Raw genomic sequence first — 22,442 nt, 5'->3', positions numbered from 1 at the left:
ACCATGTCGGCATGAGCGCGATTCGTCCCGGCCTACCGCTGAACACGCCCGCCCAGGGCCTTGATCTGCCGAGCGCACGCAGCGCCCAGGCGGCCTTCTTCCGCGCTGCCCTGAACCAGAACGCGGTGGATCAGACTGCGACGCCCAAGCCGCCGGTGCCGGCCGCCGCAGTTATGTCCACGATCCGAACCGCCAACCCGGCCCGGCCGGTGGAGGCGCCCCCCGCCCCACCTCAGCGCGAGGAGGCGCGGATCATGCGCCCCGGCTCCTACCTCGACATCCGGGTCTGATCAGTTCCAGCCGCGGCTGGCGATATACTGCTGCAAGGCCTCGATGCGGGTCGCGTCCGACGGGTGGGTCGAGGCGAACTGCGGCGTCTGGGTCTGACGCTGCGCCGCCATCAGCCGCCATAGCGCCACGGCTTGCGACGGCTTGAAACCGGTTCCGGCCATATAGTCCACGCCCAGACGGTCCGCCTCCAGCTCGTCGCGCCGCGAATAAGGCAACAGCAGCCCGTATTGGGCGGCCAGACCACCATAGGCGTTGACCGCATCTCCGTATCGACCCGCCGCACCGCCGACGGCCGCCAGACCGACGCTGGTCACCGTCTGGTTCGAGGCGCGCTCGGCCGCATGGTTGGCGACGACGTGTCCGATCTCGTGGCCGATCACGCTGGCCAGCTGGTCGTCATTCTCGACCAGGGCCAACAGGCTGGTCGTCACGCCGATCTGGCCGGACGGCAGGACGAAGGCGTTGGGGCTGGCCTCCGTGAACACTGCATAGTCCCAGGTCCGCCCGCCCAGACCCGCCGCCTGGACCAGACGGTCGCCGACGCGCCGAATCCGGTCGACCTGGGCGCCGGTCGTCATCACGCCAGGCTTGGCGATAGCCTCGCGCCAGGCCGCCGTCGACTGCTGCGACAGGGCGGCGTTGTCCACCAGCAGCAACTGATTGCGGCCCAGGGCTTCGTTATAGGCGCAGGCGGACATGGCCGAGGCCGCGACGGCGGCGGCCAGGACAAGGGCGGAACGGCGGGGCAGGATCACGGAAGCGACCTCTTCGAGCAGGACGAAACAGCAAGGCAAATGGCCGCGCTGCGCCTGTGGTTCCACCGTCACTCGATCGGCGTCGCGCCCAGCAGGGTCCGGCACGCCTCCGCCTCGGCCGCCAGGGCCTTGCGCTTGGCCTCACCGAACTTCTCCAGCGTGCGGTACGGCATGGCCAGCCGCACATTGTCCCGCAGCCGGCCGCGATTGCGCTCCAGAAAGCCCCAGTACAGCCTGTTGAACGGACAGGCCGCGTCGCCGCTCTTGCTCTTCACGTCATAGCGACACGGCCCGCAATAGTCGCTCATCCGGTCGATATAGGCCCCGGAGGCCGCATAGGGTTTGGACCCCACGATGCCCCCGTCGGCGAACAGGGCCATGCCGCGCGTATTGGGCATCTCCACCCATTCATAGGCGTCGGCATAGACGCACATGTACCAGTCATCGACCTGATCAGGATGCACGCCCAGCAGCAGGGCCAGATTGCCCGTCACCATCAGCCGTTGGATATGGTGGGCGTAGGCATTGTCGCGCGTGGTCTTCACGACATCGGCGACGCAGGCCATGTCGGTCTCGCCGGACCAGAAGAACCAGGGCAGCTTGCGGTCCGCATCCAGGAAATTGCGCGCCCGATACTCCGGCGCCTTCAGCCAGTAGATGCCGCGCACGAACTCGCGCCACCCCAGGATTTGCCGGATGAAACCCTCCACCGCATTCAGGGGAGCCTTGCCCGCCCGATAGACCGCCTCGGCGCGCTTGCAGACGTCCAGCGGGTCCAGCAGGCCCAGGTTGATCGAGGTCGAGATCAGCCCGTGCCACATCCACGGCTGACCCTCGGCCATCGCATCCTGCCAGTCCCCGAATGAGGGCAGGACATCCTTCAGGAAGTGCTTCAGCGTCGTCTCCGCTTCGTCCGCCGTCGTGGCCCAGCCGAACCCGTCCAGCGATCCGAAATGGTCGCCGAACAGCCGCTCCACATCCGCCATCGCCTCGCGCGCCACGGCGTTGGGCGGGATGCGCAGGCGATCGGGCGGCGTCACGCCCTTGGCCAGCTTCTTGCGGTTCTCGGCGTCATAGTTCCAGCGCCCGCCCTCCGGCTGATCGCCGTCCATCAGGATGCCCGTCGCGCGGCGCATCTCGCGATAGAAGAACTCCATGCGCAGCTGCGACTTGCCCGAGGCCCAGCGACGAAAACGGTCGTGGCTGCTGATGAAGCGGCGATCCTCGCGAATCTCGACCGGCAGCCCCGCCCCTTGCGCAAAGGCGGCCAGATGCTCGGCCAGCCGCCACTCGCCGCATTCGGTCATCACCACCGCCTCATGGGCGCCGTCGTCCAACGCCCGGGCCAGTTCGCCGCTGATCGAGCCGCTGTTGTCAGCATCGTCGATCCGCACATAGCGCACATTGACGCCCCGCCCCTTCAGCCGCTCGGCGTGATTGCGCATGGCGGCGAAGACCAGGGCCAGCTTCTGCTTGTGATGCCGGACATAAGTCGCCTCGTCGCGAACCTCGGCCATCAGAACCGTGTCGGCGTCCGGGTTCAGATCCTTCAGCGCCGACAGGTCGTCCGACAACTGATCGCCCAGCACCAGCCTAAGCACGGACATGCGTTATTCCCATCACCGGGCCCATTTGCGAGCGAGAGATTGAAGTCGAGGACGCAGGCGCAGAAACACCCGGTACGTTCCCTCCAACGCCGCAAGGACCCAGGGGATGCGTGCGGCCAGGCCCAGTGGGCGCAACAGCGGAATAGCCCGCCACATCGCCGCAAAGGCCGCCGCACCCGACAGCAGCCTTCCGTTCTCCGTCGCGTGGAATCGCGCCAACAGCGTCTCGCGGTCCAGCGGGCAGCTCGTCTGACCGTCCGACACATCGACGAAGCGGATCGCGCCGCGTCGATCCAGCCGCCGCATCAAGGCGATCTCGCGTCGGCACATGGGACAGCCGCCATCGTACCAGACAAGCAAGGGGGTCATGACGGTCCAAGGTTCTCGGCGACGGCGAACGGGCTCGCCATCCTATACGGCCGTCCTCTACAGTCTGGATCGCAACCCGCCTCGACAGGTGTCCGATGACGATTGAACCCACCGGCCGACATCGCTTGCCGCCGCTCGCCCGCATCCTGGGTTTCGCCGGTCTGTTGCCCCAGGTGGCGGCGGTCGCCGTCCTTCTTGCAGGCGATGCGGACCAGAAGACCGCCGCCCTCGGCCTGGCCTATGCCTACGCCGCCCTGATCTTCAGCTTCCTGGGCGGCGTCTGGTGGGGACTGGCGGCCGCGACGGGCCTGAAGGCGCCCAAATGGGTCTGGATCGCCTCTGTGGCGCCCTCGCTTCTCGCGCTGGCGACCAGCGTCGTTTGGGCGGCGGGTTCCGATCCGGCCGTGTCGCTGGTCGTGCTGGGCGTCTTCATCGCCGCCAGCGTCCTTGTCGACCTGAAGCTGAAGGCGGCCGGTCTGACGCCCGAGGGCTGGCTCGCGCTGCGGGCGCCGCTGTCGATCGGTCTTGGCATGCTGACGCTCGTCGCCGGACTGATCTGAAAACATCTTAGGCAGCGGGCAAAAAATCGGGGCCTGCCGCAACCGACAGGCCCCTGATTTTATTCGTCTCGACTTGGAGCGGGCGAAGAGATTCGAACTCTCGACCCCAACCTTGGCAAGGTTGTGCTCTACCACTGAGCTACGCCCGCACTCCGTAGGAGCTAGGTGCGCTCCCCGTCGAGGAGGGGGCGTATAGCGGAGGGTTGATCGGTCCTGCAAGAGAGAATTTGCAAAAAGCGATCAAGTCCCGCTCACGCCCCCCGCGCCTCAGCGCGGCGCCAAACGAATGGCGCCGTCCAGACGGATGCATTCGCCGTTGATGTAGACGTTTCTAGCCAGCTCCAGCACCAGCGACGCATAGTCGGCCGGCGTGCCCAGACGGCTGGGGAAGGGGATGGCGGCGGCCAGGGCGTCCTGGATCTTCTGGTCCATCCCAGCCATCATCGGCGTCCACATGATGCCGGGCAGGATGGTGTTGCAGCGCACCCCTTCCTGAGCCAGATCGCGCGCGATCGGCAGGGTCATGGCATAGACGCCGCCCTTGGACGCCGAATAGGCCGCCTGGCCGATCTGGCCGTCCTGCGCCGCTACCGAGGCTGTGTTGACGATCAGGCCGCGCTCGCCGTCCGCCATCGGCTCCAGCGTCACCATGCCCGCCGCCGACTGCGACAAAACGCGGAAGGTGCCGAACAGATTGACCCGCACGGTGCGCTCGAACTGAGCCATGTCGTGGGCCTTGATCTCGCCGGTGTCCTTCTTGCGCGAGACGGTCTTCTGGCCCGTGGCGATGCCGGCGCAGTTGACGGTCAGACGTTCCTGGCCATGGGCGGCGCGGGCCTTTTCGAAGGCGGCGGCGACCGAGGCGTCGTCCGTCACGTCCACCTGACAGAAGACGCCGCCGATCTCTTTCGCGATTTCCTCGCCGCGTTCGGCGTTCAGATCGAACAGGGCGACCTTGGCCCCCGTCGCCGCGATGGCGCGCGCGGTGCCTTCGCCCAGGCCCGAGGCGCCGCCGGTGACCACTGCGGCGATGGTGTTGTCGAGTTTCATCCTGTTCGTTCCTATATTGTCGTGAACCTGAGTTTCGATTGAGGATTTAGCGGCCATGACCGCCAAAGCCAAACCCGCCGATCCGTCGGATGTCCTGGACCCGAAAAAGGCGCTCGTGCCGTCGGTCGTGAAGATCAACGAGGCCCGCGTGGCCAAGGGCTTCTGGCCCAAGATCCAGCGCACGGCCGCCCGCATCCCCTTTGCGGACCAGGCCCTGGCCGCCTGGTACGCCGCGCGCGATCCGCAGACGCCGATGGCGGCTAAGGGCATGATCTTCGCGGGTTTGGCCTATTTCGTCATGCCTGTGGACGCCATTCCCGACATCTTCGCGGGCATCGGTTACACCGACGATGCGGCCGTCATCACCGCCCTGCTGGCCCTGGTCGGCGCCAACATCAAACGCCGCCACCGCGACCAGGCCGAGGACGCGGTGCAGCGGCTGAAGGCGAAATAATGATCCTCCCCCGCTCCGCGAGGGAGGATTCAGCTCTCGACCGTCACCACGATCTTGCCCAGGGCTTGACGGTCGCCCAGGGCCTTGATGGCTTCGCCGGCCTTTTCCAGCGGGAAGGTCTTTGACACGCGCGGCCTGATCTTGCCGTCGGCGTACATCTGCATCAGCTCGGCCATGTTGGCGGCGTGGGCCTTGGGATCGCGCATCACCGCCGCGCCCCAGAAGACGCCGATCACCGACACCGACTTCAGCAGCGTCAGGTTCAGCGGCAGGGACGGAATGCCCGCCGGGAAGCCGACCACCAGATAGCGCCCGTTCCAGTCCATGGCCCGCAGCGCCGGATCGGCGTAGTCGCCGCCGACCGCATCATAGACGACGTCCGCGCCGTCGCGGCCGGTCGCCAGCTTGAACTCGCCCGACAGCTCTTTCTGCGCCGCCTTGTCCATCGGTCCCGACGGATAGATCAGGCCGTTGTCGGCGCCCAGTTCAAGCGCGAACTCCACCTTGTCGTTGGTCGAGGCGGCGGCGACCACTCGCGCGCCCATAGCCTTGCCCAGTTCGACGGCGGCGGCGCCGACGCCCCCGGCCGCACCCAGCACCAAGAGGGTTTCGCCCGCCTTCAGCTGCGCCCGGTCCTTCAGCGCATAGTAGCTTGTGCCATAGGTCATGATCAGGGCCGCCGCTTCTTCGAAGCTCATGGCGTCGGGGATGGGGATGACCGTCTCGGCCCGCACCGCCAGCCGTTCGACCAGCCCGCCCCAGCCCGGCACGGCGATGACCCGGTCGCCCTTGCGCACGCCCTTGACGCCCTCGCCCACCGCCTCGACCACGCCGGCAACTTCGGCGCCCGGCGAGAAGGGCCGCTCGGGCCGGAACTGGTATTTGTCCTCGATGATCAGGGTGTCGGGATAGTTGATCCCAACCGCTTTGACCTCGATGATCACCTCGCCCGTCTTTGGCGTCGGGTCGAGCACGTCCTCCACGACCAGGGTTTCGGGGCCACCAGGCGTCTTGGACAGAACAGCGCGCATCTTTCCTCCTTGGCCGACATGGCGCGGCCTTCATCGCGACGCTAAAGAGCGCCACGCCCGTTTGAAAGAGGCGATAAGGACAAGGCTCAGGAAGACGACATGACCGCCCTCATCCTCCACGGCGGCGCCGGCGCCCGGCGCGAACGCAACTACGACGCCGAGGTCGTGCATATGCGCGAGGTGGTCGACGCCATGAAGGTTCGGCTGGAGGCGGGCGACAGCGCCTTGGACGTCGCCACCGCCGCCGTCGTCATGCTGGAGGATTCCGGTCTTTACGTCGCGGGCAAGGGCGCCTCGCCCAATCTGGCCGGCGCCTATGAGCTGGACGCCAGCATCATGGACGGATCGACCAAACGCGCTGGCGCCGTCGCCGCCCTGCAAGGCTTCCGCAATCCCGTCGTCGCCGCGCGCGCGGTGATGGAGAAGACGCCGCATATCATGCTGGCGGGCGAAGGCGCTGGCCTGTTCGCCCACGACCAGGGGCTGGAGCCCATCGCCGACGAGGCCGCCTGGTTCACCGGCGCGGGCAAGGGTGAGGACAACCATCCGCCCGGAACCCTCAGCCACGGCACCGTCGGCGCCTGCGTGCTGGACAGCCAGGGCCGTCTCGCCGCCGCCACCTCGACCGCCGGCGTCTTCGGCAAGATGCCGGGCCGCGTCGGCGACACGCCGATCCCCGCCGCCGGAACCTGGGCCGACGCCCACGCCGCGACCTCCTGCACCGGCCAGGGGGAATATTTCATCCGCGTCGCCGCCTCCGCCCAGGTCGCCTGGCGCGTCGCCGCCGGCCAGACCTTGGCCCAAGCGACCCAGGCCGTGATCGACGAAATCGGATCCATGGGCGGCGACGGCGGCATGATCGCCCTGGACGCCGCCGGAAACATCGCCGCCCCCTTCAACAGCCAGGGCATGAAGCACGCCTGGCTGACGCCCGCCGGCGAGATCGGCGTCCAGGTCTTCCGCGACTAGGTCTTTGCGGACATCACGTCGGAGATGGTGGTCAGCAGCAGCTTCAGGTCGATGGGCTTGCTGACCACCGCGTCCATGCCCGCCGCCAGATAGGCCTCGACCTGCTCCACCATCGCATTGGCCGTCAGGGCGATGATCGGCGTGCGGACCAGCCCCTGGTCGGCCTCGCCTTGCCGGATCGTCCGTGTCGCCGTCGGACCGTCCATGTTCGGCATCTGCACATCCATCAGGATCAGGTCCCAGTCGCGCGTTTGCGTCGCTTCGACCGCCTGAAGACCGTCATCGACGATCTCGACCTCGATCCCGACCTGGCCCAGAAGGCCCCGGATTACCTGCTGATTGACCGGATGGTCCTCGGCGACCAGCACCCGCAGCGCCCGCTCTGGCTCGGCGTCCGGCGCATCCTCGCCGGCCTTCACAGGTTGCGCCGGCGTCAGCGGCAGCGTGACGACGAAGATCGCCCCTTCGCCCGCCTCGCTCTCCACCTCGATCCGGCCGCCCATCAGCTCCACCAGGGTCGCCACGATCGACAGGCCCAACCCGGCCCCGTCACGCCGGTCGACGGCCGCCGCCTCGATCTGGGCGAAGCGCGTGAAGAGTTGCCCGATCTGGTCCGCCGGTATGCCCCGCCCGGTGTCCGACACCCTGAACACCACTCCGGCGTCCGTGCGCGCGACATCCAACGCCACCTGCCCCTCCGCCGTGAACTTGATGGCGTTGGACAGCAGGTTGAACAGGATTTGACGCAGCCGGACCGGATCGGCGCTGACCCAGCCCAGGCCCGGCGACACCACGTGGACGGCCAGGCCCTTGCTTTCGGCCAAGGGCCGCAGCGTCTCAGTCACCTCGTGCACCAGGGCGTCCGCATCGATGGGCTGCGCCACGATCTCCAGCCGCCCCTCCTCGATCCGCGACAGGTCCAAAATCTGGTTGATCAGGTCCAGCAGCGTGTGGGCCGAACGGTCTAGGATCTCCAGTCGCGCCTTCTGCCGACCCTCCAGCGCGTCGCCCGCCATGATCTGCGCCATGCCGATGACGCCGTTCAGAGGGGTGCGGATTTCATGGCTCATATTGGCCAGGAAGCGGGATTTGGCGGCATTGGCCTCGTCCGCCTCCTGACGCGCGCATCGGGCGGCGTCGCGGTCCAGCACGGCCGCCTCATGCGCCGCCTGCACGTCTATCAGCAACGCCTTGTTGCGCTGGTCCGCCGCGAACAGGTCGCACCACAGGGCGTGGGTCGCGCGCGAGATGATGAACAGGATCGTCGCCAGCATGACGAAGGCCGCCGCCACCGCCAGACCGTGCGGCCCCATCAGCGAGGGATAGATCACGACCAGCACCGTCGCGCAGATCGGCGCCGCCGCCAGCGCCAACAGCCGAGGCGCCGCGCTGAACTGAACGAAGGCCACACCGATCGACCAGACCTGGATCAGCACCACCACCAGCATCACATCGGCGCGGGGATTCATCAGCCAGGCGATCAGCGGCCCGGACACCCCCAGGGCGAAGCGGATCGCCACGATGGCCATCAGCAGCGGCGGCCAGCCCGCGACGGGCGCCTCAGCCTTCTGGTAGCGCCTGACGCGCCCTTGCGCCCAGGCATCGAACGCCATGCCGACGAGGGCGAACCCCAGCCCCACCCACGGCTGGCCGAGGGCCGCCAGGATCAGCCCGGCGGCAGCCCAACTGCCGTAGAGAACGGCGGGCGGAGTAACCATATTTTGCAGGACGAAGGCCCAGACCGCGATCTTTTCGTCGGAGACAGAAGTCGCTTTCGCTCGTCTCGGCACGCGTCCTCGGCTTGGGTGGTCGCTGGGATGCGACCTCTTGGCGAATAGAGCGCCGTCGGGGGTTTGTCCATGAACGACCCGCGCCTTATCCGGTTCATTACAGCTCGGTAAGGTGCAAGACGCCCAATCGCTGATACGGTCTCGGCGCCCGGCGTTCCGGGCTTCGGAGCCTCTCATGAAATCCCGCCTGATCGCCACAGCTGCCGCCTCGGCCCTCCTTCTCGGCCTCGCCGCCCCCGCCTTCGCAGAGGGCGCGCCCGCCCCCGCAGCGGTCCAGGCGCCCCAGGGCGTCGTCGTCCCCCCGCTGGGCTTCGCCAAACGCGTCCTGCCGAACGGGCTTGAGGTCTACACCTCGCGCGACGCCGACACGTCCAACGTCACGGTCCAGGTCTGGTACAAGGTCGGCTCCAAGGACGATCCGGCCGGCCGCTCGGGCTTCGCCCACCTGTTCGAACACCTGATGTTCAAATCGACCACCAACCTGCCACCCGAGACCTTCGACCGGCTGACCGAGGACGTGGGCGGCTCCAACAACGCCTTCACCGCCGACGACACCACCGCCTATTTCGAAACCGTGCCCGCCAACCATCTGGAGCGGATGCTGTTCGCCGAGGCCGACCGCATGGGTTCGCTGGTTGTGGACGAGCCGACCTTCGTCGCCGAGCGCGACGTGGTGAAGGAGGAATACCGTCAGCGGATCCTGGCCAATCCCTACGGCCGCCTGTTCGGCCTGTTTGTGCCTGAAACCATCTATCAGGACAGCCCCTATCGCCGTCCGGGCATCGGCTCGATCGAGGAGCTTGAGGCCTCGTCGCTGGAAGACGTGCGCCGCTTCCACGCCACCTACTACCGTCCCGACGCCGCCTATCTGATCGTGGCCGGCAACTTCGACCAGGCCCAGCTGGATCGCTGGATCGACCAGTATTTCGGCCCGCTGAAGAACCCGACCACGCCGGTCCCCACCAACAATGTCGTCGAGCCCGAGCCGACGGGTCCGCGCAACGTCACCTACTATGCGCCGAACGTGCCGCTGCCGGCCGCCGTCGTCGCCTGGCCGACGGTGAAATACGCTGACGCCGACCGCGCCGCCCTGACCGTTCTGGACGGCATCCTGTCCACTGGCGAATCCAGCCGCCTGTATCGCTCGCTGGTCTATGACAAGCAGATCGCGGCGCAGATCGGCTCGACCCCCGACTTCTCTCAGCAGGCCGGCAATCTGTCCGCCCTGGCGATCATGGCCCAGGGCCATACGGCCGAGGAAGGCATCGCCGCCCTGAACGACGAGATCGCCAAGCTGCGCGACGTTCCGGTCAGCGCCGCTGAACTGGCCGAGGCCAAGAACGAACTGGTCGCCGACGCCCTGCGCAGCCGCGAGACGGTGGACGACCGCGCGACCGCCCTGGGCTTCTCGCTGATCAACACCGGCTCGGCCGCCGCCGCCGACGAAGAGGTCGCCCAGATCCAGGCCGTCACCGTCGCCGACATTCAGCGCGTCGCCCGCAAATATCTGACGCCGCAGCGCCAGTCGACGATCACCTTCCTGGCCGCCGACGACCAGAACCCCGCCTCGGTCCAGAAGATGAACGTGGACGCCCCCGTGAAGGTCGCCGACCTGGCCCCCGCCGGTCCGCCCGCGGTCCTGCTGCCTGAGGCGGAGCGCAAGCCCCTGCCCCAGCCGGGCGCCGAGGTCGCGCCCGTGACGCCGACCGTCGCCGACTTCCGCCTGGATAACGGCCTGCGGGTCCTGGTCGCCCCGACCGACGGCGTGCCGCTTGTCTCGGCCCGCCTCAGCTTCGACGCCGGTTCGTCCGATGATCCGACGGGCAAGGCCGGCGTCGCCGCCATGACCGCCGCGCTTTTGACCCAGGGCACCAAGACCAGGACCGCCCCCGAAATCGCCACCCAGATCGAACAGCTGGGCGCCAGCGTCGGCGCATCGGCCGGGGTCGACTTCTCCAACGTCTACGCCAACGCCCCGTCGAACGCCTTCCCGGCGACCGTTGCCCTGATGGCGGATCTGGTGACGAACCCGACCTTCGCCGGCGAAGAGCTTGAACGTCAGCAGGCCCAGACCCTGGACGGCCTGCGCGTCGCCCTCAGCCAGCCGGCGTCCATCGCCGGCATGACGGTCGGCCGCGTCATCTACGGCGACGCCCCTTATGGCGCGACGATCACCCAGCAGACGGTCCCGGCCATCACGGCGGCCGATGTCGCCGCCTTCCACGCCGCCCGCTACCGGCCTTCGGACGCGACGCTGGTCTTCTCGGGCGACATCACGCCGGCCGCCGCCCGCGCCCTGGCGCAACAGGCGTTCGGCGACTGGCGCCCGACCGGCGCGGCCCCGGCCGCTGCGACCAATCCGGCCGGTCAGCCCCTGGCGCCCCGCATCGTCGTGGTGAACCAGCCCGGCGCCGGTCAGGCCGCGGTCGTCGCCGCCGTTCGCGGCGTGTCGCGCACCGATGCGGACTTCTTCCCGCTGACGGTCGGCAACACCCTGCTGGGCGGCGGCTTCTCGTCGCGCCTGAACCAGGAGATCCGCATCAAGCGCGGTCTGTCCTACGGCGCCTCGTCGTCGCTGGGCGCACGGGCGGATGCTGGCCTGTTCACCGCCTCGACCCAGACAAAGAACGAGACCGCCGACGAGGTCGCCGATCTGATCCTGGCCGAGATCGCCAAGCTGGGAACCGAAACCCCGACCCAGGCCGATCTGGCCCCGCGCCGCGCCACCCTGATCGGCGGCTTCGGCCGCTCGCTGGAGACGGTGGACGGCCTGGGCGCCCTGGTCGCCAACCTGGCGCTTTATGATCTGCCGATGAGCGACCTGGCCGACTACGCCGGCCGGGTTCGCGCCGTCACGCCGGAACAGGTCGAGGCCGCCTTCGCCGAACATCTGCCCGTCAATCGCGCTAGCCTGGTCATCGTCGGCGACGGCTCGAAGTTCCTGGACGATCTGCGCGCCAAACATCCGAACCTCGAAGTCATCGAGGCCGGCGCCCTGAACCTGAACAACGGCTCGCTGAAGTAAGGCCGGATCGGCAAGCCCCCTCCTTCCCTGGCGGCGAAGGAGGGGGTCGGCCGCCAGCCGTCCTATTTTCAGGACCGAAGTCGTCTTTTTTCAGGGACTTTTGGGCGACCGTCGACAATCATCCATACAGGCTTCGAACGGGGATATGATCCATCTCCGATCTTCACATCGCGATCCGCCACGCCGAGGCATTGGGTCTCAAGGCTAGGCCCGACCCGCCTCGACAATTGCACACGTCCAATTCAAGCGGAGATTTCGCCGAACGATTTCTGTCCCTTGCCGCCAAATTGCACGCCATTGCACGCTTTTCGCCGCGTGCAATTTCCGTCCGCTAGACCGACAGACACACCACTTGGGCCACGCGCAGGTCGCGCCTCAGCCGGTTGGAGACCTGACCGTAATCCTCGGTCGTGATGGCCTGGCCGCGCGCGTCGTCGGCCGGCGTCTGTTCGCCGCGAATGGCCGGCCCGAACGTCTCCGGGGCCGTCGTATAGATCCGGCCCCGTCTCGGCGCCTCGGCGATGGTGACGCCCACGACGCGGCCCTGCGCATCCAGGGCCGGCGCGCCAGACAGGCCCGACAATGTGCCCTCAAGTCCGTTGGTGCGCCCCACCTCGGCCCAGGAAAGCACCGGCTCGTCACGCGCGCCGCGCCCGAAGACCTTCAAGGTCTCGCGCCCCAGCAGGCGAGACGTCACCTCGCCGGGACGCCCCTGCGGAAAACCCGGATGAAAAGCGCGCTGGCCCTTGCGCAGCGGCGCCTCGACCGCCACCGGCAGCGCGGCGGGACCGCCGTCGGTGATCAGCAAGGCGACGTCGGCGCGCGGCGCCAGACGGACGTCGGCCGCGACCGCCCGCCCCTCGCCGACCACCAGCGCCGGCTTGCGGCACCCCTCGACGACATGGCGGGCCGTCACCCAGCGCCCCCGTCCTGCGATGGAGAAGGCCGTGCCCGACGACGGCTTGAACGGCGCCTCGCCCGCATCGACGGTGACGGCGGCGTCAAAGGGGGTGATGGGGCCTAACAGCGCGCCCTCGGCGACATCAGCGCCGGCCTCAGCGACCGGCGGCGCATCGGCGTTCTCGCGTCGCCCCAGGGACACCGCCAGAAACACGGCCGCCACCGCTCCATAGATGGCCCAGTCCGGCAGGCGGGGAAACTGCATCGCTCCGGCCGATCAGCCGGTTAGCGCGGCGGACAGGATGACGGCCGTCGCCAGCTTGGCGCCCAGCAGCACCACCGCCGCCGAGATTTCGCCATGGCGGATGCGCTCGGGCAGGCCCGTCAGCAACAGGTCCACGACCCGGAAGGCCAGAAGCTGCAGAACCACGGTCGCCACCCCCCAGATGGCGATGTCGCGCACCGAGGTCGACACCGACAGCGACACCGCCAGCGGCACCGCCAATCCCACCAGAATGCCGGCGAAGGCGATGGCGGCGGCGACATTGCCCTGACGGATCAGGGCGACCTCCTTCCACGGCGTCAGCAGCGCATAGACCGTCGCCCCCGCCGCGAGCAGCAGCAAGGTCACGATCAGGTGCATCACCATGACCGGGAAGCCCGAGGCGAAAGCCTGCACCTCGGCGCTGGAAAGGACGTTCGACAAGGACGGGTCCATACCCAGACGCCTTGCCCGATTGTCGCCCCAATCCGCAAGCGCGCCGGGGACACACTGCGTGACATTATGTGTCCGAAGGTTGTGCCCTCTCACTAAGAGAGGACACGAGGATCAGGCCGCCGCCTGCTCCGCCTTCCTGAGCGTACTGGCCCGGACCTTTTCGCTTTCGGACTTCAGCTGGCCGCAGGCGGCCAAGATGTCGCGGCCGCGAGGGGTGCGGATGGGTGACGCGTAGCCGGCCTTGTTCAGGATGGCGGCGAAGCGCTCGATCGTCTTCCAGTCCGAGCATTCGTATTCGACGCCAGGCCAGGGATTGAACGGGATCAGATTGATCTTGGCCGGAATGCCCTCGATCAGCTTCAGCAGGGCGCGCGCCTCTTCGGGGCTGTCGTTGACGCCCTTCAGCATGACGTATTCGAACGTCACCCGACGCGCGTTCGACAGGCCCGGATAGGCCCGGATCGCCGCCATCAGCTGGTCCAGCGGGTACTTCTTGTTCAGCGGCACCAGCACGTCGCGAAGCGCGTCATTGGTGGCGTGCAGGCTGATGGCCAGCATGGCCGCCGTTCGGTCGCCCAAGGCCTGAAGCTGCGGCACCACGCCCGAGGTCGAGACCGTGATCCGACGACGCGACAGGGCGATGCCCTCATTGTCCGAGATGATGTCGATGGCGTCGGCGACGTGGTCCAGATTGTAGAGCGGCTCGCCCATGCCCATGAAGACGATGTTGGACAGGCGCCGGTCTTCCTTGGGCGACGGCCATTCCTCAAGGTCGTCGCGCGCCACCTGGACCTGGGCCACGATCTCGGCGGCGGTCAGGTTGCGCACCAGCTTCTGCGTGCCGGTGTGGCAGAAGGTGCAGTTCAGGGTGCAGCCGACCTGGCTGGACACGCACAGGGCACCGGCCCGGCCCACGTCGGGAATATAGACGGTCTCGATTTCGATGCCCGGCGCGGTGCGGATCAGCCATTTGCGCGTGCCGTCCTTGGACACCTGGCGTTCGACGACCTCGGGGCGCGCCAGGGTGAAATGCTCGGCCAGCTTGGCCTGCATGTCCTTGGCGACATTGCTCATGGCCGAAAACTCGGTCACGCCATAGTGGTGGATCCAGCTCCACACCTGGCTGGCGCGCATCTTGGCCTTTTCGGGCGGACAGACGTCCGCGTCGATCAGGGCCTGGCGCAGGCCGGCGCGCGTCAGACCGCTGAGGTTGACGGTAGCCTTGACGGCGGGCGCGTTAGAGACGCGCGAAAGATCGAGCGTGATGCTCAAGGCGGCGATCCTGCGTGAGGTTGAGCCGGCCTATATAGCACGGATCCCGGCGATTGCATGGCCGGGGCGGATTCGACTGCCCTTAGAGGCCCACGTCCCAGACGCCGGCGTCGCGCATCCGGGTCTCGCGCGCCTCCTCGGCCCGACCGCCCATATCCTTGGCCATGCTGCGGATCGCGGTCGAGACGGTGGTCTTGTGCACGCCCGGCACGATCGCGTGGGCGAAGGCGGCGCCCGCCAGACCCAGCAGTTTGAAGCCGAAACCCGCCGAAGCGACCATGTGCTGAAGATAGGTCTCGTCAACCTCGCGCGGGTGGTCGCGGAACAGGCGGTCGAACGGGGTCGAGCCCGAACGGCGGCGGTCGATCGTCGTCTGGCTCATGGCGGCGGCCTTCCCTGCTTCGTCGCCTTATGGTCACGCCGGACGGCCGACGACGCAACCCCCATCGCAATCTGTTCATTGGACGTGACCGACGCGCGACCCGCTCGCTTCAGACCCATCGTCAGAAGTGAAAACTCGGTCTAGGGTCGGCGTTCGATCAAGGAAATGCCCATGCCGATCCGCCTTTCGCCCGCCTCTTCCATGGCCGTCGCCCTGGCCCTGTTGGCCGCAGCGACGCCGGTGCTGGCGCAGTCGAGCGCGGCAGGCCTGCCTTATGACGCCCGGCGCGGGGTCTTCAGCTTCTCGTCGGGGCTCGAGGGCTCGCTTCCGGCGGTGGTGCAGGTCACGACCCTGGGCCAGTCGCGCGGTCCTAGTTCGGACGCGGCCGATCCCAAACCCTACGCCTCCGGTTCCGGCGTCATCGTCGATGCGGCCGAGGGGCTGGTGATCACCAACAATCACGTCGTCGAGGGCGGGCGAAAGTTCACCGTCGATCTGACGGACGGCCGCCTGTTCGACGCCGTGCTGGTCGGGGCGGACAAGGCGACCGACATCGCCGTGCTGCGCATCACGCCCGACGGTCGGCCGCTGAACCTCAAACAGGTCCAGACGGTGGATTCCGACACCCTGCGCACCGGCGACCTGGCCTTCGCGGTCGGCTATCCGCTGGGCCTGGACCAGACCCTGACCATGGGCGTCATCTCGGGCCTGAACCGCTCAGGGCTAGGCGATGCGGTCGAGGACTATATCCAGACCGACGCGGCCGTGAACTCGGGCAATTCGGGCGGGCCGCTGCTGGATAGCCGAGGCCGGCTGATCGGCATCAACACCTCGATCCTGTCGGGGGGTCTCGGCGGCGGCAACGACGGCATCGCCTTCGCCGTGCCGACGCGGATCATGCTCTACGTCGCCGACCAGCTGAAGAAGAACGGCGAGGTCAAGCGCGGCGCGACCGGGGCCATCTTCGGCTCGCTGAACGCCGAACGCGCGCGCGATCTGCATCTGGGCATCGTGCGTGGGGCCGTTGTCGCCGATGTCGCGCCGGGATCGCCGGCCGAGCGCGCAGGCCTGCGCCACAACGACGTCATCACCCGGATCCAGGGCCGCCCCGTCGCGAACGCCGGCTCGGTCAACGCGACCATCGGTATCGCCGCGCCAGGCTCGGATCTCAGCGTCTCCTATCTGCGCGGGGGACGCGAGGCGACCACGTCGCTGGCGGTCGAGACTCCCGCTGAACAGCCCGTGATTGTCGGCGCCCAGTCGGTGCTGGCCTATGGGGCGACGCTGCGTGACCAGGACGGCGGCGCCCAGGTCACGGCCGTCGCGGCCGGCTCGCCTGCCGCCCAGGCCGAACTGACGGCCGGCGATGTGATCACCGCCATCGCAGGCGTGCCCGTCGCCGACGCTCGCGCGGCCGCCACCGCCCTGCAGGGCGCCTCGGGATCGGTCGAAGCGACCGTGCTCAGAAACGGAGAGACCCTGAACCTGACCTTGTCGCTCTAGGCGGGGTCAGACGCCGACGTTTCGCTGTCTGGCGGGCTCCAGACAGCGAAACGCCCGCCTTGCCAGGGAGGGGGAGGGGAAAGGCAGGGCGGGCGCTCGCTTGGAGGAAGCATCGGCCGCCGGAGCCCGTAAACTGGAAACATCCAGGGGGGCTGGGGGGGCTGTTCAGGATCCGGGACGCTTCCGAACTCCGACGAGCCGATGGTCGATATTTCGTTGCGCATACGGGCGGGCGAAGGACCGAAACGGGGCCATTTCGTGTCTGCGTCGATTTCCTGACCGCCTCTGGCGTCGGGCATCCAGCGGCCTAAGTTAAACCTATGAGCCTGAACCCTCACGACACGACGCCGGCGCCCGGCCCCGTCTTCTTCGACCGTCGCGAACTGGACCCGATCCTCAGGGTCTATGGCCGCATGGTCGCGCTGGGCGAATGGCGCGACTACGCCATGGTCGGGCACAAGGACTTCGCCGAGTTCGCCGTCTTTCGCCGCAGCGGCGACGCCCCGCTCTACCGGATCGAAAAGCGACCTGCCCTTCAGACCCGCCAGGGCCAGTGGGCCGTCATCGGCGAAGGCGGCCAGATCCTGAAACGCGGCCGCGACCTGACCCAGGTGCTGCGCGTCTTCGACGGCCGCCGGTTTCAGGTGGTGGAGTAGCTCAGGTCGCCTCGCCCCGGCGGACGATGATGCCGATCGACGTGGTCGTGAAGCCCATCAGCATCATCTTCAAATGCGGGTCATGGCGATACGGCGGCATGTCCAGGTATCGATCAACAGCCCCTTCGCCGGGATTCCAGTCCATCGCCGACATTTCGTGTCCTTTGGCCCGCAGACGATCCGCAAGCGCCTCAAAGTCGCGCTTGCGGAACAGAACCGTTCCCAAGTTGTCGACGGTCTCATCATCGGACGACACATTGTACTCAGTGGTGTGAACGGCCCAGCCGCCCGGCTTCAGACAGTCGATCGACCGCTCGATGAAGGCTAAACCCTTCTCGATCGACCCCAGGTGCTCCAGCGCACAGGCCGACCAGCAGAAATCATAGCCTGTAAGCTCTTCCGGAATGGCGTTCATGTCACAGAAGCGGAACTCCACATTGCGATCGAACAGGTCATCAGCACAAATAGCGCGATTGCGCAGCGCTTCCTTGCCGTCGGCATGTTGTTTGGTTGCGGCCCAGCCCGTTTCGGCCTTGCCGTCCGGCGCCAAATCAGTCGCCGTAACAAAGACGCCTTCCGAAGCGAACATCGCCGTAAGCGGCTCGCGTCCGACGCCGAATCCCACCCCACGGCGCCCACTGACGCACACGCCACGCTCCCAGAGCGCCTGCGAGATGAACACGAACTCCCAGAGCTTTCTGTGATACCGCAAGCCCTCGCCCAGGCGCGAGGTCCAGAATGAGAAATAGGGCTGCTGAAAGCTGTCCTGCCGACACAGAGCGCCACGATCGAACACTCTGTTTCCAGGGCTCGCATCGGTGAGCAGCGGCGGCTGTCCGCGCCAAACAACCTCTTCCGGCAGCATCAGCTGTGCAAGCCCCTGCTGGATTTCGCGGCGCTGCTCGCGCTGGCTGATCTCCATCCGGCGTACCGAACGTTCCACTGCAACCATCCGGGAAGGCAGCGTCCTGAGTCGAGCGATCATTCGTAGCCCACGACCAAGCCTGCTCACAGTCATGGTGGATATCTCCTCATAGCGCGACGCCTTCAGGAGAGCGCAGACCGCATACCCTTGCCAAGCCTCGTTACCACCTGTGAGCGCAGACACAACAGGTAGCTAGACGAGCAGCACTTTTGCTGGCCCCATCTAATTGATTCTACTGAATACAGAGAAAGGGCCCCGCGAGGGGCCCTTTCCGTATCCGTCTTGCGACCGATCTCAGTTCCGGTTGCCGCCCATGAAGGCCAGCAGGAATTGGAACAGGTTCACGAAGTTGATGAACAGGCTCAACGCGCCGAAGCCGGTCGCCACGCCCATCGCGTTCTGGTCGCCGCCCAAGGCGTAGTAGGTCATCTTCAGACGCTGAGTGTCATAGGCGATCAGACCCGAGAAGATCAGCACGCCCAGGCCGGAGATGATCAGGTAGAAGGTCCCGGACTGCAGGAACATGTTCACGATCGAGGCGATGATCAGGCCGATCACGCCCATGATCAGGAAGGTGCCCATGCCGGTCAGGTCCTTCTTGGTCGTGTAGCCCACCAAGCTCAGACCGCCGAAGGCCGCCGCCGTCACTAGGAAGGTGGTGGCCAGCGAACCGCCCGTATAGCGCAGGAACAGGATGCCCAGACCCGCGCCGATCGTGGCGACCACGGCCCAGTAGAGCATGTTCACGCCCTTGGCCGTCGGGTTCTTCATGAAGAACATCGAGCCGAACAGCATCACCAGCGGCGAAAACTGGACGATCATGCCCAGGATCGTCAGGCCGATCCGGCCGTCCGCCGTCTGCACGAACAGCAGCTGCTGCACCGCCGGCACATTGCCGGTGACATAGGCCAAGGCGCCGGCGACCACGAGGCCCAGGGCCAGCTTGTTGTAGACGCCCAGCATGAAGCTGCGCAGGCCGGCGTCGACCGACATGTCGGCCGTCTGCGGCAGAGGACGGGCGTAACCGTTGTTGAAATCGCTCATGGCGACGAACTTTCTCCGATTGGCCGGAGAGGCTTCTCCGGTCACAGGCTTTGAATATCGTGAGCCGAGGCCCGCGCTGCAAGGAAAACCGGACTTGGAGGCTTGTGTTCCGGCCGCTACTTTCGGTCGCATGCTTCGTCTGTTCACCGCCCTGACCCTGCCGCCCGACGTCGCAGAGACGCTGAAACGACGACAATCGGGCCTGCCCGGCGCGAGGTGGCGGCCGCTGGACGCCCTTCATGTCACGCTCGCCTTCTATGGCGAGACCGACGAACGCCGCGCCGACGACCTGGCGTCGGAGCTGACGCGCGTGACGGGCGGTCCGTTCGAAATCGCGCTGAAGGGCGTCGGCTGTTTTGGCGACGACCACCGCAGCCATACGCTGTGGGCCGGGGTCGAAACGCCCAATGAGCGCCTGTCGGTTCTCGCCGGGCGCTGCAAGGCCGCCGGAGAACGGGCCGGGATCGGCATGGAGGCGCGCACCTACAAACCGCATGTGACCCTGGCCTATCTGAAGACCCAAACCAATCCCGACCGGCTCGGCGCCTGGGTGTCGGGGCATAATCTGCTGCATTCGCCGCCGATCCGCATTGATCGCTTCGGCCTGTATTCCAGCGTTTTGACCGACAGCGGCAGCCATTACGAACTGGAGCGGGAGTATCTGCTGTGAGCACTGCCGCCTACGCCCTGCCGCCCCATGTCGCTCTGGGGCCGACGCTGGAGACCGAGCGGCTGATCCTGCGTCCACCGGCGGTTGAGGACTTTCCGCGCTGGGCTGAGTTCATGGCCGATCCCGAGACCGCCCGCTTCATCGGCGGGGTCCAGCCCGCACCCCAGGTCTGGCGCCTGATCTGCACCGTCGCGGGCATGTGGGCCCTGACTGGAGAGGGCATGTTCTCCATCCTGGAAAAGGAGACCGGCCAGTGGATCGGCCGTATCGGGCCGCTGCACCCCTATGGCTGGCCGGGCCGCGAGGTGGGCTGGAGCCTGCATCGCGACGCCACCGGCAAGGGTTATGCGGTTGAAGCGGCCGCAGCCACGATGGACTACGCCTTCGAGGTGCTGGGCTGGGAAGACGTGATCCACTGCATCGCGCCCGAGAACCTGCCCTCGGCGGCGGTCGCGACACGGCTGGGATCACGCAATCGCGGGCCGGGCGCCCTGCCCGAACCTCTCCAGGACATCGCCATCGATCTGTGGGGCCAGACGCGCGACGAATGGGCGATCAATCGGACGCGCCTGAAGCGCTGACCACAACCGAACGCGTCGGCGCGTCGTATCCCTTCCAAACCGAACGAGGATACGCCCATGTTCCGCGCCAGCCTGATCGCCGCCTCCGCCGCCCTCGCCGTCCTGCCGTCATTAGCGTTTGCGCAGGCGTCGACTGTCGATCTGAACCGCTTCGACGGCCGGTGGTTCGAGATCGAGCGCAATCACAACAACGTCCAGAAGGACTGCAGCCGGGCGCAGATCGACTTCACGCCGCAGGGCGCCGCCGACCGCTACGCCATCACCGTCATCTGCGTCCGGCGCGCCGATGGCAAGGTCGAGACGCTGCGCGCCAACGCCCGCGTCACCGACACCACGACTAATGCGAAGTTCCGATTCAGCCTGACCGGCCTGCTCAGCTTCGGCGGCCTGGCGGGCCAGAACTATTGGGTCTACGACCATGCTCCGGACTACAGCTGGGCCATCATGGGCCTGCCGGACAAGTCGAACTGGTGGATCTGGCACCGCAACCAGAATGCCTCGCAGGCTGAGCGCGACCGCATTCTGAGCCGCGTCCGCGCCCTGGGCTTCAGCACCGGCCGTATGGTCCATACCGGCCTTTAAGGCCCCGCTTGCGATAGGAACGTAGGCGGAACATAAGCTGTCGGCATGTCCGCCGTCGCCCATCTCGAACTCGTCTTCAGCCGTCCCGAGACCACCCTTTCGGTCACGCGCGGCGCGGCGCGGCTGATGATGGACATGGGGTATGCGCCGCTTCTGGAAGTCTGCCTGCCCAACGGCCGACGCGCCGATGTCATGGCGATCGGGCGCAAGGGCGACATCGTCATCTGCGAGGTGAAGTCAGGCGTCGAGGACTATCGGGTCGACCGCAAATGGCACGAGTACGGACCGTTCTGCGACGCCTTCTTCTTCGCCGTTGCGCCCGAGTTTCCCCAGGACATCCTGCCCGACGAACCGGGCCTGATCGTCGCAGACGGATTCGGCGGGGCGGTCGTGCGAGACGCGCCGGTGATCGGCTTGGCGCCCGCCCGCCGCAAGGCGCTGACGCTGGCCTTCGCCCGGTTGGGGGCGATGCGGACTTTGCGGGACTAAAGTCGGCGGAAGACGGCGGTTGCGAAACCCTCGGCGACCAGACGCGCCTCGACCTCGGCCAGGCCCTCGATAACCACGCCCTTGCCGCCTGTCGCGTGAATGATGCGTTCGCCATCCAGCATCAGCGCCGAATGGCCGGTCCAGTCCTGATCGTCGTTCGGCGCCAGCCAGACGACGACGTCGCCGCGCTTAAGGTCCGACGAAACCACCGCTCGACCCATGTGGGCCTGCGCGTCCGACCGACGCGGACCGGGCAGGCCGCATGCCAGCAGGGCCTGCTGCACCAAGCCGGAACAGTCGGTGGAGATCGAGGATCGCGCGCCAAGTTCATGCGGCCTCCCGAGCAACCGCTCCGCCACCGCGACCAGATCCGACTCGAACGCGCCCACGGGTTTCAGATCAGCCTCCGCCAAATCCGCCGCCTCGACCACCAGAGCGTTCAGCGGCAGGGCCGCATCCACGCCGGCGATCCAGTGGGTCGCCAAGGGCGCGCCGGCCGACAGACTGTCCAGCACGACCCAGCCGACGACGCCGTCGCGGCGCGCCCGGCCCCAGGCCCGTCCGTTCGACCGATCCAGGACGTCGAAGACCTCGCCATGCAGAAGCTGGTCGATCCGACCGTCAACGTCGGACAGGATGTCGGCCACGGCGACACGACAATGCATGGCCTCGGTCGCCCGATAGGCGTCTGCGCGCACCAGCCCTTCCAGCGCCTGTTCGGCGAGGTCAGGGCGAACGAGGCGGTCGCCGGGCGGAAGAAGGTCGAGGACGTCGGTCAACGTGAACTCGCATTGCTGAACCCACAGCCTTATCCCCCGA

At 67.2% G+C, this 22,442-nt stretch carries 24 protein-coding genes and 1 tRNA gene; 11 read left to right on the top strand and 14 right to left on the bottom strand.

The annotated features are described in order from the left end of the window. Window positions 1-11 precede the first annotated feature (11 nt). A complete protein-coding gene (locus ASF31_RS08645; protein ID WP_055754276.1) occupies window positions 12-290 on the top strand; it encodes a hypothetical protein in 279 nt (92 codons plus the stop codon). Here ASF31_RS08645 and ASF31_RS08640 read toward each other — a convergent pair whose 3' ends face one another. From ASF31_RS08640 to ASF31_RS08630, 3 genes are all read right to left on the bottom strand, one after another. After that, window positions 291-989, bottom strand: a complete 699-nt coding sequence (locus tag ASF31_RS08640; RefSeq protein WP_055754465.1) for a M48 family metallopeptidase — start codon at window positions 987-989, stop codon at window positions 291-293. A 125-nt stretch (window positions 990-1,114) separates the two neighbouring features. Continuing rightward, window positions 1,115-2,653 carry a cryptochrome/photolyase family protein gene (locus ASF31_RS08635; RefSeq protein WP_055754275.1) on the bottom strand — a complete coding sequence of 513 codons (1,539 nt, stop codon included), beginning with the start codon at window positions 2,651-2,653 and terminating at the stop codon, window positions 1,115-1,117. Window positions 2,654-2,665: 12 nt separating this feature from the next. Beyond that, on the bottom strand, window positions 2,666-3,022 hold the full coding sequence (locus ASF31_RS08630) for a thiol-disulfide oxidoreductase DCC family protein (RefSeq protein ID WP_055754274.1): 357 nt from the start codon (window positions 3,020-3,022) through the stop codon (window positions 2,666-2,668). 95 nt (window positions 3,023-3,117) lie between these two features. Between ASF31_RS08630 and ASF31_RS08625 the strand changes: the two genes are divergently transcribed. Then, window positions 3,118-3,582 (top strand): DUF3429 domain-containing protein, encoded by a 465-nt coding sequence (locus ASF31_RS08625; protein WP_055754273.1) that lies wholly within the window; start codon window positions 3,118-3,120, stop codon window positions 3,580-3,582. Between the two features lie 74 nt (window positions 3,583-3,656). On the opposite strand, the gene ASF31_RS08620 is transcribed toward ASF31_RS08625, so the two are convergent. Next, window positions 3,657-3,731 (bottom strand) — tRNA-Gly (locus ASF31_RS08620). A gap of 118 nt (window positions 3,732-3,849) precedes the next feature. Continuing rightward, complete coding sequence (locus ASF31_RS08615; protein WP_055754272.1) at window positions 3,850-4,632, bottom strand: SDR family NAD(P)-dependent oxidoreductase; 783 nt, start codon at window positions 4,630-4,632, stop codon at window positions 3,850-3,852. Window positions 4,633-4,687: 55 nt separating this feature from the next. Between ASF31_RS08615 and ASF31_RS08610 the strand changes: the two genes are divergently transcribed. Then, window positions 4,688-5,086, top strand: coding sequence for a YkvA family protein (locus ASF31_RS08610; RefSeq protein WP_055754271.1), 399 nt, complete (start codon window positions 4,688-4,690; stop codon window positions 5,084-5,086). Between the two features lie 29 nt (window positions 5,087-5,115). Here the strand turns inward: ASF31_RS08610 and ASF31_RS08605 are convergent, their stop codons facing one another. Next, entirely contained in the window at window positions 5,116-6,117 is a 1,002-nt protein-coding gene (locus ASF31_RS08605; RefSeq protein ID WP_055754270.1) for an NADPH:quinone oxidoreductase family protein, read from the bottom strand. A gap of 99 nt (window positions 6,118-6,216) precedes the next feature. Here ASF31_RS08605 and ASF31_RS08600 point away from each other — a divergent pair, with 99 nt between their 5' ends. Then, on the top strand, window positions 6,217-7,086 hold the full coding sequence (locus ASF31_RS08600) for an isoaspartyl peptidase/L-asparaginase family protein (RefSeq protein ID WP_055754269.1): 870 nt from the start codon (window positions 6,217-6,219) through the stop codon (window positions 7,084-7,086). Here the strand turns inward: ASF31_RS08600 and ASF31_RS08595 are convergent. Then, window positions 7,083-8,804, bottom strand: coding sequence for an ATP-binding protein (locus ASF31_RS08595; RefSeq protein WP_055754268.1), 1,722 nt, complete (start codon window positions 8,802-8,804; stop codon window positions 7,083-7,085). The genes ASF31_RS08600 and ASF31_RS08595 overlap by 4 nt on opposite strands. 247 nt (window positions 8,805-9,051) lie before the next feature. On the opposite strand from ASF31_RS08595, the gene ASF31_RS08590 reads away from it, so the two are divergent. Then, window positions 9,052-11,901, top strand: a complete 2,850-nt coding sequence (locus ASF31_RS08590) for a pitrilysin family protein (RefSeq protein WP_055754267.1) — start codon at window positions 9,052-9,054, stop codon at window positions 11,899-11,901. 331 nt (window positions 11,902-12,232) lie between these two features. On the opposite strand, the gene ASF31_RS08585 is transcribed toward ASF31_RS08590, so the two are convergent. The 4 genes from ASF31_RS08585 to ASF31_RS08570 form a co-directional block, all read right to left on the bottom strand. Continuing rightward, on the bottom strand, window positions 12,233-13,066 hold the full coding sequence (locus tag ASF31_RS08585) for a serine protease (RefSeq protein ID WP_055754266.1): 834 nt from the start codon (window positions 13,064-13,066) through the stop codon (window positions 12,233-12,235). A gap of 12 nt (window positions 13,067-13,078) precedes the next feature. Further along, entirely contained in the window at window positions 13,079-13,519 is a 441-nt protein-coding gene (locus tag ASF31_RS08580) for a DUF350 domain-containing protein (protein ID WP_017506264.1), read from the bottom strand. Between the two features lie 111 nt (window positions 13,520-13,630). Next, the gene (rlmN, locus tag ASF31_RS08575) at window positions 13,631-14,791 is read right to left on the bottom strand and encodes a 23S rRNA (adenine(2503)-C(2))-methyltransferase RlmN (protein WP_055754265.1); all 1,161 of its coding nucleotides are present in this window, start codon (window positions 14,789-14,791) and stop codon (window positions 13,631-13,633) included. A gap of 82 nt (window positions 14,792-14,873) precedes the next feature. Continuing rightward, entirely contained in the window at window positions 14,874-15,173 is a 300-nt protein-coding gene (locus tag ASF31_RS08570; protein ID WP_055754264.1) for a DUF6356 family protein, read from the bottom strand. 171 nt (window positions 15,174-15,344) lie between these two features. On the opposite strand from ASF31_RS08570, the gene ASF31_RS08565 reads away from it, so the two are divergent. Together ASF31_RS08565 and ASF31_RS08560 are read left to right on the top strand one after the other, a co-directional pair. Beyond that, entirely contained in the window at window positions 15,345-16,676 is a 1,332-nt protein-coding gene (locus ASF31_RS08565) for a trypsin-like peptidase domain-containing protein (protein WP_200918607.1), read from the top strand. A 320-nt stretch (window positions 16,677-16,996) separates the two neighbouring features. Further along, a complete protein-coding gene (locus ASF31_RS08560) occupies window positions 16,997-17,332 on the top strand; it encodes a DUF2794 domain-containing protein (RefSeq protein ID WP_055754262.1) in 336 nt (111 codons plus the stop codon). Between the two features lies 1 nt (window position 17,333). On the opposite strand, the gene ASF31_RS08555 is transcribed toward ASF31_RS08560, so the two are convergent. Both ASF31_RS08555 and ASF31_RS08550 read right to left on the bottom strand, forming a co-directional pair. Then, on the bottom strand, window positions 17,334-18,254 hold the full coding sequence (locus tag ASF31_RS08555) for a cyclopropane-fatty-acyl-phospholipid synthase family protein (protein ID WP_055754261.1): 921 nt from the start codon (window positions 18,252-18,254) through the stop codon (window positions 17,334-17,336). 297 nt (window positions 18,255-18,551) lie between these two features. Further along, on the bottom strand, window positions 18,552-19,301 hold the full coding sequence (locus ASF31_RS08550; protein ID WP_055754260.1) for a Bax inhibitor-1/YccA family protein: 750 nt from the start codon (window positions 19,299-19,301) through the stop codon (window positions 18,552-18,554). Between the two features lie 130 nt (window positions 19,302-19,431). Here ASF31_RS08550 and thpR point away from each other — a divergent pair, with 130 nt between their 5' ends. From thpR to mmcB, 4 genes are read left to right on the top strand one after another with little or no spacing between them, the layout of a single operon-like run. Then, window positions 19,432-19,971 carry an RNA 2',3'-cyclic phosphodiesterase gene (gene thpR, locus ASF31_RS08545; RefSeq protein ID WP_055754259.1) on the top strand — a complete coding sequence of 180 codons (540 nt, stop codon included), beginning with the start codon at window positions 19,432-19,434 and terminating at the stop codon, window positions 19,969-19,971. After that, window positions 19,968-20,552 carry a GNAT family N-acetyltransferase gene (locus tag ASF31_RS08540; RefSeq protein ID WP_082465089.1) on the top strand — a complete coding sequence of 195 codons (585 nt, stop codon included), beginning with the start codon at window positions 19,968-19,970 and terminating at the stop codon, window positions 20,550-20,552. Before thpR ends, ASF31_RS08540 begins: the two co-directional genes overlap by 4 nt. A 57-nt stretch (window positions 20,553-20,609) precedes the next feature. Continuing rightward, window positions 20,610-21,134, top strand: coding sequence for a lipocalin family protein (locus tag ASF31_RS08535; protein ID WP_055754258.1), 525 nt, complete (start codon window positions 20,610-20,612; stop codon window positions 21,132-21,134). Window positions 21,135-21,179: 45 nt separating this feature from the next. Beyond that, window positions 21,180-21,623 (top strand): DNA repair putative endonuclease MmcB, encoded by a 444-nt coding sequence (gene mmcB / locus ASF31_RS08530; protein WP_055754257.1) that lies wholly within the window; start codon window positions 21,180-21,182, stop codon window positions 21,621-21,623. Here mmcB and ASF31_RS08525 read toward each other — a convergent pair. Further along, window positions 21,620-22,402, bottom strand: coding sequence for an NlpC/P60 family protein (locus ASF31_RS08525; RefSeq protein WP_055754256.1), 783 nt, complete (start codon window positions 22,400-22,402; stop codon window positions 21,620-21,622). The two genes, mmcB and ASF31_RS08525, sit on opposite strands and share 4 nt — an antisense overlap. Window positions 22,403-22,442 lie beyond the last annotated feature (40 nt).

This window comes from Brevundimonas sp. Leaf280 (genome assembly GCF_001422455.1).
Classification (GTDB): domain Bacteria; phylum Pseudomonadota; class Alphaproteobacteria; order Caulobacterales; family Caulobacteraceae; genus Brevundimonas.
This window is presented reverse-complemented; position numbering and strand designations above follow the sequence as displayed.

Bases quoted from the DNA above. Each gene is read 5' to 3' on its own strand.
- ASF31_RS08595 (WP_055754268.1), bottom strand. From the start codon at position 8,804: ATGGTTACTCCGCCCGCCGTTCTCTACGGCAGTTGGGCTGCCGCCGGG.
- ASF31_RS08615 (WP_055754272.1), bottom strand. From the start codon at position 4,632: ATGAAACTCGACAACACCATCGCCGCAGTGGTCACCGGCGGCGCCTCG.
- ASF31_RS08645 (WP_055754276.1), top strand. From the start codon at position 12: ATGAGCGCGATTCGTCCCGGCCTACCGCTGAACACGCCCGCCCAGGGC.
- ASF31_RS08610 (WP_055754271.1), top strand. From the start codon at position 4,688: ATGACCGCCAAAGCCAAACCCGCCGATCCGTCGGATGTCCTGGACCCG.
- mmcB (WP_055754257.1), top strand. From the start codon at position 21,180: ATGTCCGCCGTCGCCCATCTCGAACTCGTCTTCAGCCGTCCCGAGACC.
- ASF31_RS08570 (WP_055754264.1), bottom strand. From the start codon at position 15,173: ATGAGCCAGACGACGATCGACCGCCGCCGTTCGGGCTCGACCCCGTTC.
- ASF31_RS08605 (WP_055754270.1), bottom strand. From the start codon at position 6,117: ATGCGCGCTGTTCTGTCCAAGACGCCTGGTGGCCCCGAAACCCTGGTC.
- ASF31_RS08600 (WP_055754269.1), top strand. From the start codon at position 6,217: ATGACCGCCCTCATCCTCCACGGCGGCGCCGGCGCCCGGCGCGAACGC.
- ASF31_RS08590 (WP_055754267.1), top strand. From the start codon at position 9,052: ATGAAATCCCGCCTGATCGCCACAGCTGCCGCCTCGGCCCTCCTTCTC.
- thpR (WP_055754259.1), top strand. From the start codon at position 19,432: ATGCTTCGTCTGTTCACCGCCCTGACCCTGCCGCCCGACGTCGCAGAG.
- ASF31_RS08580 (WP_017506264.1), bottom strand. From the start codon at position 13,519: ATGGACCCGTCCTTGTCGAACGTCCTTTCCAGCGCCGAGGTGCAGGCT.
- ASF31_RS08555 (WP_055754261.1), bottom strand. From the start codon at position 18,254: ATGGAGATCAGCCAGCGCGAGCAGCGCCGCGAAATCCAGCAGGGGCTT.
- ASF31_RS08560 (WP_055754262.1), top strand. From the start codon at position 16,997: ATGAGCCTGAACCCTCACGACACGACGCCGGCGCCCGGCCCCGTCTTC.
- ASF31_RS08635 (WP_055754275.1), bottom strand. From the start codon at position 2,653: ATGTCCGTGCTTAGGCTGGTGCTGGGCGATCAGTTGTCGGACGACCTG.
- ASF31_RS08625 (WP_055754273.1), top strand. From the start codon at position 3,118: ATGACGATTGAACCCACCGGCCGACATCGCTTGCCGCCGCTCGCCCGC.
- ASF31_RS08565 (WP_200918607.1), top strand. From the start codon at position 15,345: ATGCCGATCCGCCTTTCGCCCGCCTCTTCCATGGCCGTCGCCCTGGCC.
- ASF31_RS08630 (WP_055754274.1), bottom strand. From the start codon at position 3,022: ATGACCCCCTTGCTTGTCTGGTACGATGGCGGCTGTCCCATGTGCCGA.
- ASF31_RS08640 (WP_055754465.1), bottom strand. From the start codon at position 989: ATGTCCGCCTGCGCCTATAACGAAGCCCTGGGCCGCAATCAGTTGCTG.
- ASF31_RS08535 (WP_055754258.1), top strand. From the start codon at position 20,610: ATGTTCCGCGCCAGCCTGATCGCCGCCTCCGCCGCCCTCGCCGTCCTG.
- ASF31_RS08585 (WP_055754266.1), bottom strand. From the start codon at position 13,066: ATGCAGTTTCCCCGCCTGCCGGACTGGGCCATCTATGGAGCGGTGGCG.
- ASF31_RS08550 (WP_055754260.1), bottom strand. From the start codon at position 19,301: ATGAGCGATTTCAACAACGGTTACGCCCGTCCTCTGCCGCAGACGGCC.